We start from the raw sequence: 12,678 nt of genomic DNA, 5'->3' as shown, positions 1-12,678 counted from the left end.
GCGACACCGCCACCTCGGGCGAGATCGTCGTCGCCCTGGTCGGCGAGGAAGCCACCCTCAAGCGCCTGCGCAAGAAGGGCGGCTCGATCGCCCTGGAGGCGGCCAACCCCAAGTACGAGACCCGCATCTTCGGCCCCGACCAGGTCGAGGTGCAGGGCAAGCTGGTGGGCCTGATCCGCCGGTATCACTAGGGCTTCGGCAGGAACACCAAGACCTCTCGAATACCAGGCCCCGACCTCAGGCGAGGATCGGGGCCTTTTCGTTGGGGGGTCTAGAGCCGCCCCTCCTCCGCCAACCGCTTGGCGGCGGCGTCGAAACCTTTCCAGGCGGCCGCCGCGAGAGCGCCGCCCGTGCTGACCCGGCGAACGCCCAGAGCGGCCAGACTGTCGACCGTCATCTCCGGTCCCCATAGCAGGACATTCACCGGCTTGGGCGCCACGCCCTGGACAATGGCCTTGATCTCCTCCGGATCGGTCACCGCGGGCGCATAGAGGCAATCCGCGCCGGCCTCGGCATAGGCTTTCAGGCGCTCCAGGATCTGCCCCAAATCGCGCACCCCGCGCAGGTAGCCTTCGGCGCGCCCGACGAGCATCACGTCCTGGCCCAAGGCGTCGATCGCCCGCCGCGCCGCCTTGAGGCGCTCCACGGCCGTCGGAAGGTCGTATAGGGCCGAACCCGACCAGTCCTCGATCGACAGACCCGCGACGCCGGTGTTGATCGCAAGGGTCACACTCTCGACGACGCCTTCAACGGTGTCGGAAAAGCCGTTCTCGAAGTCGGCATTCACGGGCAGGTCGGTCGCGGCGCACAGCATGCGAAGGTGGCCGATAACCTCATCGCGGGTGATCTGTCCGTCGTCCTTGCCCAAGGACCAGGCCGCCCCAGCGCTGGTCGAGGCCAGGGCCTTGAAGCCCAGCTTCTCCAGGCGACGCGCGCCGCCCGCATCCCAAGGATTGGGCAGGGCGAAGCAGCCCCCGGCGTGCAGGGCGCGAAACGCGGCGCGACGGGCGGCGAACGGGTTGGACATGGCGAGACCTCCAGGCTTTCCGTCGACACCTAGCGGCCTTCGACGTCATCCGCTGTCAGCAGTCGGCTCCACGGGCGATCGCCGCGCAAGGGCTGCGCCCAGACGATCCGCCAGCCATCGGCGCGATGATAGAGCTCGGCCGCGCCGCCGTGCGCAAAATCCTCGGCCGTCAGCAGCACGGTATCGGCGCAGAGCGGCGGGATGCGCTCCGGCGCGGGCGCCCGGATCACCACGATCTCGCTGTTGACGCACAGGCCCGACAAGGTCTCGGCGTCTGGCGCCTTGCGGCTCCAGGCGAGCGACAGCCGCACCGGCGCACCCAAGGCCGGCGCGCAGACCCGCTTTTCGCAGGCGTAGAGGCTCCACGTCGCGGGTATCAAGCCGCGCCGACGGGCCCACAGCTCCGCGCCAAATCGCTTAGCGTCCGTGCGCAGCAGCACGGCGGCGTCGCCAGAGCGTACGGCAGCCGTCGCCCCGTCGGCGGCGATCCAGGCGTCGGGCGGCGCGGGTCTGGGCCAGAGCGCCACGGCCAGCGCCATCGGCGCGCCGATCCAGCGCAGCCGCCCCTTCCACAAGCACAGGAGCATCAGACCCAGAAAGGCGATGACCAGCACCTGGGGCGGCGCGCTGGCGACGATCTGCTGCGCGCCATGCGCGTCGGCGAAGCCGTTGGCGATCGCGAGCATGGCCTCGACGCCCCAGCCGGCCGCCGCCAGGAACGGCGCGCCCAGGCCGAAGGGCTCGAGAAGCGTCCCGATCGCCAGGAACGGCATGATCACGAATGAGGATAGCGGCGCGACAGCCAGATTGGCCGGCAGGCCCCAGACGGCGACTCGATTGAAGTGCTGCATGGCGAACGGCGCGGTGGCGAGGCCCGCCACGAGGCTGGCGGCGACGCTGGCGGCCAGCCAGGTGATCCCGGCCTGCGGCCAGCCGATCCACCAAGGCGTGGAAATCTCCTTGACCGGCCGCGGCCAGCCCTCCGCCAAGGCGACCAGGGCCGCGGTCGCCGCGAACGACATCTGGAAGCCCGGCTCGCCAGCGGTCTCGGGCTTCAAAGCCAAGATCAGGAGGGCCGCGACCGCCAAGCCGTGGAGCGTGATGGCGCGCCGATCGAACAGGATGGCCAGGAAGGCGACGCTGGCCGTGATCGCCGCGCGCTCGGCCGGCGGGGGCGCGCCGGAGATCACCAGATAGCCGAGCACCGCGACGAGCCCAGCGCCCGCCGCGATCTTCTTGCCCGGCGCGCGAAGCGCCAACCAAGGCCATGCGGCGACGCCCAGACGCACCGCGCCGAACACGAAGCCGCCGACGATCGCCATGTGCAGCCCCGAGATCGACAGGATGTGCGCCAGGCCCGAGGCGCGCATGGCGTCGGTCTGTTCCTGCGTGATCCAGGCCTCGTGGCCGGTCACCATGGCCGCGCCGATCCCGCCGCTGTCCGGTCCCATCCGCGCCAGGATCCGCTGGGCGAGGCTCCATCGAAAGGCGTTGATCGCCATGACGACGCGCAGTCGAAGCGGCGGCGGGTCGAGACGCGCCGCCTTCAATTCTCCGATCGTGAAGCCGACGCCGCCGATCGAGTCGAACCACGCGTCACGGGCGAAGTCGTAAGACCCCGGCGCGGCCGGCGGCGGAGGCTGGCCGAGCATGGCCTTGAAGCCGATCGCGTCGCCCGGCGCTGGCGTTTCGTTCCCACCAATCGTCACGCGAATCCGTCTGGGCGTTCGCTCCGGCGGCAAGCCGGAGATCGAGACCGGCGCGATCAGCAAACGCGGCCCGCCTGCGCCGGGACTTACGATATCGACGACGAAGCCGTCCACCCGCCGCACCGCGCGCTCGCCCGTCATGATCGGCGCCGCCACGCGATCACTCCGCACCTTCGCGGCGAGAGCGCCCGCCGCGCCAAAGGCTGCCAGGCTCGCCAGGGCGACGATCAAGGCCGTCGCGCCTCGCGCGCGAAGCAGCCACCAGACGCCGGCGAGCGCCGCCGCGACGGCGGCCAACACCATCAAGGAGGGTTCGCGCCCTGCTTCCAGATAGGCGGCCGCCCCCAGCCCGAAGGCGACCGGCGCCCAGAGAAAAGATCGCACCTCGTTGGCGCGCAGTTCCGCGAGCCCGAGGGCCGCCAGCGCGCCAAAGGAGGGCCGCTTGACCGCCATCCGAGGCGGAAGATCGACAGCTTCCGCCCCTAACACGCGGAAACCACGGGGTTTTTGACAGCTTGGCCAACTTCGCCGCAGCGCGCGAAACCGCTAGGCCTCGCGCGAACCGCCATGCTAAGACGCCCCGCCCAAGCCGCGTCGCGGCTCGCGTTTTTCGACGCCGCCCTGGCGTCCAGCCTTGCAGCCTTGAAGTCCATGTCGAACCCCTCATCCACTGGCCCAAATCCCACGGGCGTCGTCACGCGCTTCGCTCCGTCGCCCACCGGTTTCCTGCATATCGGCGGCGCTCGCACGGCGCTGTTCAACTGGTTATATGCACGTCATACGGGAGGGAAGTTCCTTATTCGCGTCGAGGACACCGATCGCGAACGCTCGACCGAGGCCGCCGTGGCCGCGATCTTCGAGGGCCTCGACTGGCTGGGCCTGAAATCCGACGAAGAGGTAATCTTCCAGCACACCCGCGCGCCGCGCCACGTCGAGGTGGTGCACGAGCTGCTGGCCAAGGGCCGCGCCTATCGCTGCTGGATGACGGTCGAAGAACTTGAGGTCGCCCGGGAAAAGGCCCGCGCCGAGGGCAAGGCGATCCGCTCGCCGTGGCGCGACGCGCCCGAAGGCGACCTGTCAGTCCCGCACGTGATCCGCTTCAAGGGTCCGCTGGACGGCGAGACCCTGGTCGACGACATGGTCAAGGGTCCGGTGACCTTCCGCAACATCGAGCTGGACGACCTCGTCCTGCTGCGCGCCGACGGCGCCCCGACCTACAACCTCGCCGTGGTGGTCGACGACCACGACATGGGCGTCACCCACGTCATCCGGGGCGACGACCACCTGAACAACGCCGCTCGCCAGACCCTGATCTATCAGGCGATGGACTGGGCCGTGCCGGCCTTCGCCCATATCCCGCTGATCCATGGGCCGGATGGCGCCAAGCTCTCCAAGCGCCACGGCGCCCAAGCGGTCGGCGAGTTCGCCGACCTCGGCTACATCCCCGAAGGCATGCGCAACTACCTGGCGCGTCTCGGCTGGGGTCACGGCGACGACGAGGTCTTCAACGACGAGCAGGCGATCAGCTGGTTCGACGTGGCCGACGTGGTCAAGGCGCCCGCGCGCCTGGACTGGGCCAAGCTGAACCACATCAACGCCCAGCACCTGCGCAAGGCCGACGACGTCCGCCTGACCGCGCTGGCGCTCGCCGCCGCCGAGAAGCGCGACGAGCCCCTGCCCGCCGACGCCCGCGAACGCATCGCCCGCACGGTCCCGGAAGTGAAGGAAGGCGCCAAAACCATCCTGGAGCTGGTGGATCACTGTGCGTTCGCGCTGAAGACCCGCCCACTGACCCTGGACGAAAAGACGCAGAAGCAGCTGACGGATGAAACCGTCGAGCGCCTCAAGCGCTTGCGCGACCAGCTGGCCGCCGCGCCGGCCTTCGACGCCGCCACGCTCGAGACCGTGTTGAAATCGTTCGCGGAATCGGAAGGCGTCGGCTTCGGCAAGTTCGGCCCTGCCCTGCGCGGCATCCTGACTGGCGGCGCGCCGGCGCCGGATCTGAACAAGACGATGGCCGCTCTCTCCCGCGAAGAGAGTTTGGGGCGACTTGACGACGCCCTAGCGCCGCGCGCATGAGGCGCTATAACGCACCCGCGAAAACGAAAGTTGGACTGCCCATTCCATTTATGAAGGGGGCCAATTTATGAAGGGGTCTAAGTATGACCGATAAAGCCACGCTGACGATCGGCGACAAGAGCTACGACCTGCCGATCCTCAAGGGCAGCACGGGTCCGGACGTCCTCGACGTCCGCAAGATCTACGGCGAAAGCGACCACTTCACCTTCGATCCTGGCTTCACCTCGACGGCGTCTTGCGAGAGCAAGATCACCTATATCGACGGCGACGCCGGTGTTTTGCTGCACCGCGGCTATCCGATCGACCAGCTGGCCGAGAACTCGTCGTTCCTCGAGGTCTGCTACCTGCTGCTAAACGGCGAACTGCCCAAGGCCGACGAGTTCGCCAAGTTCGAGAACAACATCACCTACCACACGATGCTGCACGCGCAGTTCGACCGGTTCTTCGAGGGCTTCCGCCGCGACGCCCACCCGATGGCGGTGATGACCGGCGCCGTCGGTGCCCTGTCGGCCTTCTACGCCGACAGCATGAACGTCGACGACGCTCGTGAGCGCGAGATCAGCGCCCACCGCCTGATCGCCAAGATGCCGACGATCGCCGCCCGGGCTTACAAGTACACGGTCGGCCAACCGTTCGTGTCGCCGCGCAACGACCTGTCGTACTCGGAAAACTTCCTGCGCATGTGCTTCGCCGTGCCGGCCGAGGACTGGAAGCCGAACCCGGTGCTGACCCGCGCCATGGACCGGATCTTCATCCTGCACGCCGACCACGAGCAGAACGCCTCGACCTCGACCGTCCGCCTGGCCGGCTCGTCGGGCGCGCACCCGTTCGCCTGCATCGCCGCCGGCATCGCCTGCCTGTGGGGCCCGTCGCACGGCGGCGCCAACCAGGAAGCCCTGGAAATGCTGGAGACCATCGGTTCGGTCGACAACATCAAGGACTACGTCCAAGGCGTGAAGGACCGGAAGTACAAGTTGATGGGCTTCGGCCACCGCGTGTACAAGAACTTCGACCCGCGCGCGAAGGTCATGCAGAAGACCGCGCACGAGGTTCTGGGTCAGCTGGGCCACAACAACGACCCGCTGCTGAACGTCGCCCAGGAACTGGAAAAGGTCGCCCTGAACGACCCGTACTTCGTCGACCGCAAGCTGTACCCGAACATCGACTTCTATTCGGGCATCACCCTGCGCGCGATGGGCTTCCCGACTAACATGTTCACCGTGCTGTTCGCTCTGGCCCGCACCGTGGGCTGGATCAGCCAGTGGAAGGAAATGTTCGAGGATCCGACCCGCAAGATCGGTCGTCCGCGTCAGCTCTACACCGGCGCCACGCAGCGCGACTACGTCCCGGTCGAGAAGCGCTAAGCGCCTCGACAGGACCAAGGATCAGGCCCCGCTTCGGCGGGGCCTTTTTCGTTCTAGGATCCGACGGCTCAACGATTGAGCAGGAAACCCAGCACCTCGGCGACGGCGCGATAGAGGGTCTCGGGGATCTCCTCGTCGATCTCGATCGTCGAGAGCGCCTGGGCCAGCACCGGATCTTCCTCGATCGGCACCCCATGCTCGCGCGCGGTCTCGATGATCTTCTCGCCCACCCAGCCCTGGCCGGAGGCGACGACGCGGGGCGCGCTGGTCTCGTCGTGCAGCAGAGCGACCGCGATGCGCGGCCGCGCCGTGGGGCCCGAAATTCCGCTCATGAGGCCTGGTCCACGAAATGGCCCAGCGCCCGAGCATCCTTGACCGGCGGCGGGCCGGAGTGGACGGCGACCTCCGGCGTCAGCTCGGCCTGCCGCAACGCCGCGCCGAGAGCCTCTTCGCCCGCGCGCAGGCGCGCGATGGTCTCGGCGCGTTCGGCCCACAGTGAAACCCGCGCCCGGGCGCCGGTCAGGGTGACCAGGGCGTGCACGGGCCCCAGCGGTTCGACATCGATTGAAAAGCGCACGCGATAGGTCCGTTCGACCGGTCCAACCATGGCCCCGCCCCAGCCGCCGTCACGGGTGATCTCAAACTGCGCCACCGCCACGCCCTGCGGCGTCACGAACGGCACGTCCAGGTTCAGACGCGCGGGCTGTGGACGAGCCTCGCCGGTCTCGGGATCGTGGTGGACCTCCCGCAGCGAGGCAATCTGCATCAGGTCTTGCCGGGCGAGCGCCGCGCTAGCGCCTTTCAGCAAGCGACGGACGATCTCGTCGGGCGCGGCCTGGGCAGGCAAGGCGGAGACCGAAGGGCGCTGTCCGGCCATCGGCCCATCTGCGAAAGGCGGCGGAGGCGTCCCCGGCTTTCGGGAGTCGGCGACCAACCCGCCATAGCCCCGCGCGGCCAGCGGCGCGGTCGCTACCGGCGCCGGAGGACGGCCTTCATCCGTGGCGATCGAAGCGTCGTCTAGGTCCAGCAGCCCAAGAACCGTCTGAGCGGGCTTGGTCGGCGGCGTCGAAGGAGTCGACTTCGAAGGCGCCAGGAAAGCGGCGAAACGCGGTTCGACGGCGTCGTCGGGGGGCTCCCGCGACTGGCCGGCGGCGTGCGCAACCGAGGGCGCAGCCTCCTCTTCCGCCGTCACGGGCGGTTGCGGTTTCGGCGCGGCCGACGCGTGCGGCGGCTCGTCCGGCGCGGCTTCCGAACTCGCCGGCGGCGACAAGCGCGCGTCTTCCGCCGCGACACCTTCCTGTTCCGGCAAAGACGGCGTCCCTGACATTGGCGTCTTGACGGGATGATCGACGTCGGCTGCCTCTGCGGGCTGGTCAGCCGCGATGTCCGCGTCCTGCCGGTGCACCAACTCCTCTATCGGAGCCGGTGTCGTCCGCGCGAGCCAGGCGCTCAGAGCGCCCTTGAAGACCAGCAAGGCCGCCTTCAGATCGGTGTCGGGGGATGCAAGCGGAGCCGCGCCTCCCGTCATGGACGGCCCGCTCCGCGCCAGCCGAGCCTCCAGAAAGACGCCGGACTGTGCGACCGCCTTTTTCAGACCCCGGGGCGTGGACATCTCGAAGACGCGCGGCAGGCGGGCCATCAGGGCCTCGGCGGCGCGCCGCACTTCCGGTGGCGTATCCGGGCGCTCCAGGACCGCGCCGACGTCCGCCATCAACGGCGCAAGACCCGCCTGACGCGGCACCGCATCGGCAGCGGCAAGGCGCACCGCGCGCATCAGGCGGGTTTCCTGCGGCGGCGGTCGCGGCGACGAGGCGCTGGATGCGCCGCCGCCCGATGAGGACGACACCGCCGCGCGTCCGGCGTCCTGGGTCGAGGCCTTGTCGGCCTGCTCCACATTGTGGTGAGGCTTGGCCGCGTCGGCCGAGGGCTTTCCGACAAGCTCGCCCAGCGTATTGGTGACATTGGCCAAGGCGGCGCGGGCCATGGCTTGCAGAACGGCCGAATTCGGCTGGCTCCCAGCCGGCGCGGCAGGAGTCACCGGAGTCAGGGGCGCGGTCGGGTCTATGGCCACGACGACGGCTCCGCGAGGGACGTTATCCAGAGGTTAAGACTCGGACGTAAACCGCCGGTTAACCTTGCAGTGCGCCGCGCGCCGTCAGGAAATCGATCGTCGCGGTCGCCGCCGCCTCGGAGGGGTCGGGCATGCCCCGCCCCATCTTATCGAGCGCCTCGTACTGCTCGGCCGTCTGCCGCGCTCGGCGTTGGGGATCGTCGAGCAGGTCGCCAACCGCCTTCGCCAGCGCTTCGCCCTCGCAGTCATGTTGAATGAACTCGGGCGCGACAGCCCGGCCGGCGGCGATGTTGAACAGCGTGATCCAGCGCGGCTTCATCAGGCGCTTGAGAATGGCGTAGGTGATCGCGCCGGTCTTGTAGCCGACCACCATCGGACGCCCGGCCAGGGCCAACTCAGTGGTGACAGTGCCGCTGCAGGCCAGGGCGACATCGCCGGCGAGGAAGGCGTCGTCCTTCAGCTGCTCGTCCTCGATCACATGCGCCCGGAAGGGCCAGCCCGCGACCCTGGCCTTGACGGCTTCGACGACGGTGTAGGCGGCGGGCACGACCACCACCAATTCCGGGCGATCGGCCTTCAGCCGGTGCACGGCGTCTTCGAAAGCCGGCATCACCCGCTCGATCTCGGATGGACGGCTGCCCGGCAGGACCAGCAGCATCGGCTTCTCGGCCTCCACGCCGATGGCGGCGCGCAGACGATGGGCGTCAGCTTGGTCGAACCGCTTGGCCAGGGCGGAATTGCCGACGAAGACGTTCTTGAGCCCTGCCTCGTCGAAATAGGCCTTGTCCATCGGCTGGATCGACAGCAGCAGATCGACCGCCTTGGCCAAGGTGTGGGCGCGCGCGGGGTGATAGGCCCAGACTTGCGGGGCCACGTATTTCACCAGCGCGATGTCGGGATTGGCCTTCCGCAGGGCCTTGGCCAGTCGGATGTTGAAGCCCCAGCTGTCGATCAGCACGGCGACGTCCGGCTTCTCGCGCACCGCCAGCGCGACGGTGTCGGCCAGCCGCGCCTTGACTGTCGGATAGGCCTTTAGCCCCTCCCAGATGCCCAGGATGGACAGTTGGGCGATGTCGAAGGGGCTCTGGATCCCCTGCTCGGCCATCTTCACGCCGCCGACGCCCACGAAGGTCACCCGATCGCCGAGCCTGGCTCGCAACGCCTTGGCCAGGGACGCGCCCAGCGCGTCGCCGGAAGCCTCGGCCGCGACCAGCATGACCTTCAGGGGCGCGCTCAACCGTCGCCTCGCGGATCGACCCCCAGCACGAAGAGACCTAGTTCGTCGGCGGCCGCGATCACCGCCTCGCGGTCGACCACCAGCAGTCGACCAGCCTCGCCGACGACGCCGGCCAGCCCAGCGCGCGCCGCGCGCTGCAGCGTGGCGACGCCGATCGTCGGCAGGTCGACCTTGGTTTCCTGGATAGGCTTGGGCGCCTTGGCCAGCACCCCGCGCGGGCGTTCGGCCGAGCCCCGGATAGCCTGTGGCAGGTCCGCGACCCGACGGAGCATGGCGTCGGTGCCTTCCTGGGCCTCCACGGCCAGCACCAAGCCGTCGCAGACCACGGCGCCCTGCCCCACGTCCAGCCGGCCGATCTCGCGCGCCACCATCAGCGCCTTGTCGATGTCGGCCATGTGCTCGGCGGCGGGATAGAAGCGGCCGAGGCGCCCCAGAGGCAGGGTCATCTCGCCGACCACCTCGTGCGCACCCTCGATCTCGAAGCCTTCCTTTTCGAACTCGTCGAGCACACGCCGCAGCAGGGCGTCGTCGCCCTGACGCGCGGCCATGATCAGGCCCGGCACGACCTTCAGGCCACGGGCGTCGGGCATCAGGGCGGCAAAGTCCGGACGCTTCACATTGCCCGCGAAGCAGACCACCTCGCAGCCCTCCGCCTTCAGCGCCTTGAACACCTTGCCGAACTCGCCAAGGCCCACGTCGACGCCCGGATAGCGCGCCAAGGCGGGGTCGGCGAAACTTTTCAATCGCATGACCGCGAACGACCGCCCCGCCGCCTCGCAACGGGCGGCGAGCTCGACGGGCAGCGCCCCGCCGCCAGCGATCAGACCCAGCTTACGCATGACTTGAGCCTAGACTTCCCGCTCGGGCAGGCACAGGGGGCGGTTGGCGTCGGCGCGGATGAAGTCGACGATTTCCATGACCTCGGGATTGCCTGAGTGGATCTCGGCCACGTCCTCCAGGCGTTCCTGGAAAGTGCCCTCGTCGGCGAACATCAGGCGGTAGGCGGCGCGCAGGGCGTTGATCGTCTCGCGCGAGAAGCCTCGGCGCTTGAGGCCGACCAGGTTCAGGCCCTCGAGGTGGGCGTGGTTGCCCCAGACCGAACCGTAGGGGATGACGTCCTTGGTCACCGCCGCCAGGCCGCCGATGAAGCTGTAGCGGCCGATGCGCGAGAACTGGTGCGCGGCCGCCAGGCCGCCCATGAAGACATAGTCGCCGATCGCGACATGGCCGCCCAGCGTCGCCCCCTTGGCCAGCACCACGAAGTCGCCGACCGTGCAGTCGTGGGCGACGTGCGAGCCGACCATGTAGAGGCCGTCCGAACCGATGGTGGTCACACCCTTCCCCGAGGCCGTGCCCGTATGCATCGTTACATGCTCGCGGATGATGTTCCGAGGGCCGATGACCAGCTCGGTGCGCTCGCCCTTGTGGCCCAGGTGCTGAGGCGGACCGCCCAGATTGGCGAAGGGATGGACGACGCAACCCTCGCCGAGCGTCGTCGCGCCCTCCACGACCACGTGCGACAGCAGCCGCACCCCGGCGCTCAGCGTCACGTCGGGACCGACGATGCTGTAGGGACCGATCTCGACGTCCGAGGCGATCTTGGCCTCGGGCGCGACCAGGGCGGTGGGATGGATCGTCATGCCTTGGGCCCCGTCTCGACCACCATGGCGGCGAACTCGACCTCGGCGGCGACCTTGTCGCCGACCTTGGCGACGCCCTTGAACTTGAAGATCGACGAGCGGGCGCGCAGCACCTCGACTTCCATGCGCAGCACGTCGCCGGGACGGACGGGCGTGCGGAAGCGGGCGTTGTCGACCGACATGAAGAAGATGGTCTTGCCCTCGGTGTCGACTTCCAGGGACTTGCTCATCAGCACCGCGCCCGTCTGGGCCAGGGCCTCGATGATCAGCACGCCCGGCATGACCGGATTGCCGGGGAAGTGGCCCTGGAAGAACGGCTCGTTGACCGTCACGCACTTAATGCCGACGATCGATTTGTGCGCGTTGTAGTCCTCGGCGCGGTCGACCAGCAGGAACGGATAGCGGTGCGGGATGCGCGCCAGGATCTCGGCGATGTCGATATCGGTCGACGCCGCTTGTTCGGTGGTCTGGCTCATTCGTCGCCCCTCGTCACTCGGCTGCCTGCTCTTCGCGACAGCCAGGCGGTCTCCCGGAGCCACCGCTTCAGCGGCCGCGCCGGGAATCCCGTCCATGTTTCACCTTTCGGAACGTCCTTGAACACCGAGGCGGCTGCCCCGACGCTCGCGCCCGAACCGATGTTCAAATGGTCGGCCACCCCGGCCTTGCCGCCGAAGGCGACGCCGTCGCCCACCGTCGTGCTGCCGGAAATGCCGGTAAACGCCGCCAACACGCAATTACGCCCGATACGGACGTTGTGGGCGACGTGCACAAGATTGTCGATCTTGGTGTTCTCGCCGATCGTGGTGTCGGCGAAAGCGCCCCGATCCACGCAGCTGTTGGCGCCGATCGTCACGTTGTCCTGGATCACGACCCGCCCCAGTTGAGGCAGGTCGACCATGCCGCGCGGTCCGGCGGCGGCGCCGAAACCGGCCTCGCCGATCACCGCGCCCGCCGAAATGGAGACGCGGTCGCCGATCAGCGCAAAGCCGATCACGGCGTTGGGCCCGATCAAGCAGTCGCGGCCGATGATGACGCCGGGACCGATCACGGCGCCCGGCCCGATCCGCGTCCCGCGCCCGACGCGAGCCCCCGGCCCGATCGCCGCGGATGGGGATAGCAGGACGCCCTCCTCAAGGTCCGCCTCGGCGTGGACGGCGCTGGACGCCGGCTCGTGTCGACGCGGCGCGTGGAGACGCGCGGCCGCCGCGGCCCACGCGGCCTGAGGATGCTTGGTGATCAGGGCGGCGCAGGTCGCCGGCAGGAAGTCGCGATGCTCCGGACGCACGAAACATGCGCCGGCGCGCGTCGCGGCGGCGGCGTCCTTGCGCTTGGCGTCCGAGAAGAAGGTGATCGCCTCGGCGTCGGCGGCGTCCAGCGGCGCGACATGGGCGATCTGGCGGTCGCCCAAGGCCGCGTCGGCCAACTCGGCGGCGCCGGCCCGGGCCAACTCGGAAAGCGATGCCGGACCCAGGCTATCGAAGAAACGCGGGTCCGGCATGGCTCCTCACGGCGAATACAATTCCCTTAGGTAACCCCAAAGGAGACGATTCG

General features: G+C 68.9%; 12 protein-coding genes. 3 read left to right on the top strand and 9 right to left on the bottom strand.

The window, feature by feature from the left end; translation table 11 throughout:
- A partial coding sequence (locus Q0379_RS19830) for a S24 family peptidase (protein ID WP_299015746.1) occupies positions 1-191 on the top strand: 191 nt, incomplete at its 5' end.
- An 80-nt stretch (positions 192-271) separates the two neighbouring features.
- Here Q0379_RS19830 and Q0379_RS19825 read toward each other — a convergent pair.
- On the bottom strand, positions 272-1,027 hold the full coding sequence (locus tag Q0379_RS19825; protein ID WP_299015744.1) for an isocitrate lyase/phosphoenolpyruvate mutase family protein: 756 nt from the start codon (positions 1,025-1,027) through the stop codon (positions 272-274).
- Positions 1,028-1,056: 29 nt separating this feature from the next.
- Positions 1,057-3,189 carry a ComEC/Rec2 family competence protein gene (locus Q0379_RS19820; protein WP_299015741.1) on the bottom strand — a complete coding sequence of 711 codons (2,133 nt, stop codon included), beginning with the start codon at positions 3,187-3,189 and terminating at the stop codon, positions 1,057-1,059.
- A gap of 198 nt (positions 3,190-3,387) precedes the next feature.
- Between Q0379_RS19820 and gltX the strand changes: the two genes are divergently transcribed.
- Together gltX and gltA are read left to right on the top strand one after the other, a co-directional pair.
- On the top strand, positions 3,388-4,815 hold the full coding sequence (gene gltX / locus Q0379_RS19815; RefSeq protein WP_299015759.1) for a glutamate--tRNA ligase: 1,428 nt from the start codon (positions 3,388-3,390) through the stop codon (positions 4,813-4,815).
- A gap of 83 nt (positions 4,816-4,898) precedes the next feature.
- Positions 4,899-6,179 (top strand): citrate synthase, encoded by a 1,281-nt coding sequence (gene gltA, locus Q0379_RS19810; RefSeq protein ID WP_299015737.1) that lies wholly within the window; start codon positions 4,899-4,901, stop codon positions 6,177-6,179.
- A gap of 68 nt (positions 6,180-6,247) precedes the next feature.
- Here gltA and Q0379_RS19805 read toward each other — a convergent pair whose 3' ends face one another.
- Genes Q0379_RS19805 through lpxD form a run of 7 tightly spaced genes read right to left on the bottom strand, consistent with a single transcriptional unit; the run spans position 6,248 to position 12,625 of the window.
- Positions 6,248-6,511 (bottom strand): EscU/YscU/HrcU family type III secretion system export apparatus switch protein, encoded by a 264-nt coding sequence (locus tag Q0379_RS19805; protein WP_299015734.1) that lies wholly within the window; start codon positions 6,509-6,511, stop codon positions 6,248-6,250.
- A complete protein-coding gene (locus Q0379_RS19800; RefSeq protein WP_299015731.1) occupies positions 6,508-8,250 on the bottom strand; it encodes a flagellar hook-length control protein FliK in 1,743 nt (580 codons plus the stop codon). Before Q0379_RS19800 ends, Q0379_RS19805 begins: the two co-directional genes overlap by 4 nt.
- 58 nt (positions 8,251-8,308) lie before the next feature.
- Positions 8,309-9,487, bottom strand: a complete 1,179-nt coding sequence (gene lpxB, locus Q0379_RS19795) for a lipid-A-disaccharide synthase (RefSeq protein WP_299015729.1) — start codon at positions 9,485-9,487, stop codon at positions 8,309-8,311.
- A complete protein-coding gene (locus Q0379_RS19790; RefSeq protein WP_299015727.1) occupies positions 9,484-10,326 on the bottom strand; it encodes an LpxI family protein in 843 nt (280 codons plus the stop codon). Before Q0379_RS19790 ends, lpxB begins: the two co-directional genes overlap by 4 nt.
- A gap of 9 nt (positions 10,327-10,335) precedes the next feature.
- A complete protein-coding gene (lpxA, locus tag Q0379_RS19785; protein ID WP_299015725.1) occupies positions 10,336-11,127 on the bottom strand; it encodes an acyl-ACP--UDP-N-acetylglucosamine O-acyltransferase in 792 nt (263 codons plus the stop codon).
- A complete protein-coding gene (gene fabZ, locus Q0379_RS19780; protein WP_066683397.1) occupies positions 11,124-11,603 on the bottom strand; it encodes a 3-hydroxyacyl-ACP dehydratase FabZ in 480 nt (159 codons plus the stop codon). Before fabZ ends, lpxA begins: the two co-directional genes overlap by 4 nt.
- Complete coding sequence (lpxD, locus tag Q0379_RS19775) at positions 11,600-12,625, bottom strand: UDP-3-O-(3-hydroxymyristoyl)glucosamine N-acyltransferase (RefSeq protein ID WP_299015719.1); 1,026 nt, start codon at positions 12,623-12,625, stop codon at positions 11,600-11,602. The genes fabZ and lpxD overlap by 4 nt, the downstream gene beginning before the upstream one ends.
- Between the last annotated feature and the right edge of the window lie 53 nt (positions 12,626-12,678).

This window comes from uncultured Caulobacter sp., from assembly GCF_937900395.1.
In the GTDB taxonomy this organism is placed as follows: Bacteria; Pseudomonadota; Alphaproteobacteria; order Caulobacterales; family Caulobacteraceae; genus Caulobacter.
The sequence above is the reverse complement of the archived record's forward strand: the minus strand, read 5'-3'. Positions and strand labels throughout refer to the sequence as shown.

Coding starts and splice junctions, on each gene's coding strand:
- lpxA (WP_299015725.1), bottom strand. CDS start 11,127: ATGACGATCCATCCCACCGCCCTGGTCGCGCCCGAGGCCAAGATCGCC.
- lpxD (WP_299015719.1), bottom strand. CDS start 12,625: ATGCCGGACCCGCGTTTCTTCGATAGCCTGGGTCCGGCATCGCTTTCC.
- gltA (WP_299015737.1), top strand. CDS start 4,899: ATGACCGATAAAGCCACGCTGACGATCGGCGACAAGAGCTACGACCTG.
- Q0379_RS19790 (WP_299015727.1), bottom strand. CDS start 10,326: ATGCGTAAGCTGGGTCTGATCGCTGGCGGCGGGGCGCTGCCCGTCGAG.
- Q0379_RS19825 (WP_299015744.1), bottom strand. CDS start 1,027: ATGTCCAACCCGTTCGCCGCCCGTCGCGCCGCGTTTCGCGCCCTGCAC.
- Q0379_RS19805 (WP_299015734.1), bottom strand. CDS start 6,511: ATGAGCGGAATTTCGGGCCCCACGGCGCGGCCGCGCATCGCGGTCGCT.
- gltX (WP_299015759.1), top strand. CDS start 3,388: ATGTCGAACCCCTCATCCACTGGCCCAAATCCCACGGGCGTCGTCACG.
- fabZ (WP_066683397.1), bottom strand. CDS start 11,603: ATGAGCCAGACCACCGAACAAGCGGCGTCGACCGATATCGACATCGCC.
- Q0379_RS19820 (WP_299015741.1), bottom strand. CDS start 3,189: ATGGCGGTCAAGCGGCCCTCCTTTGGCGCGCTGGCGGCCCTCGGGCTC.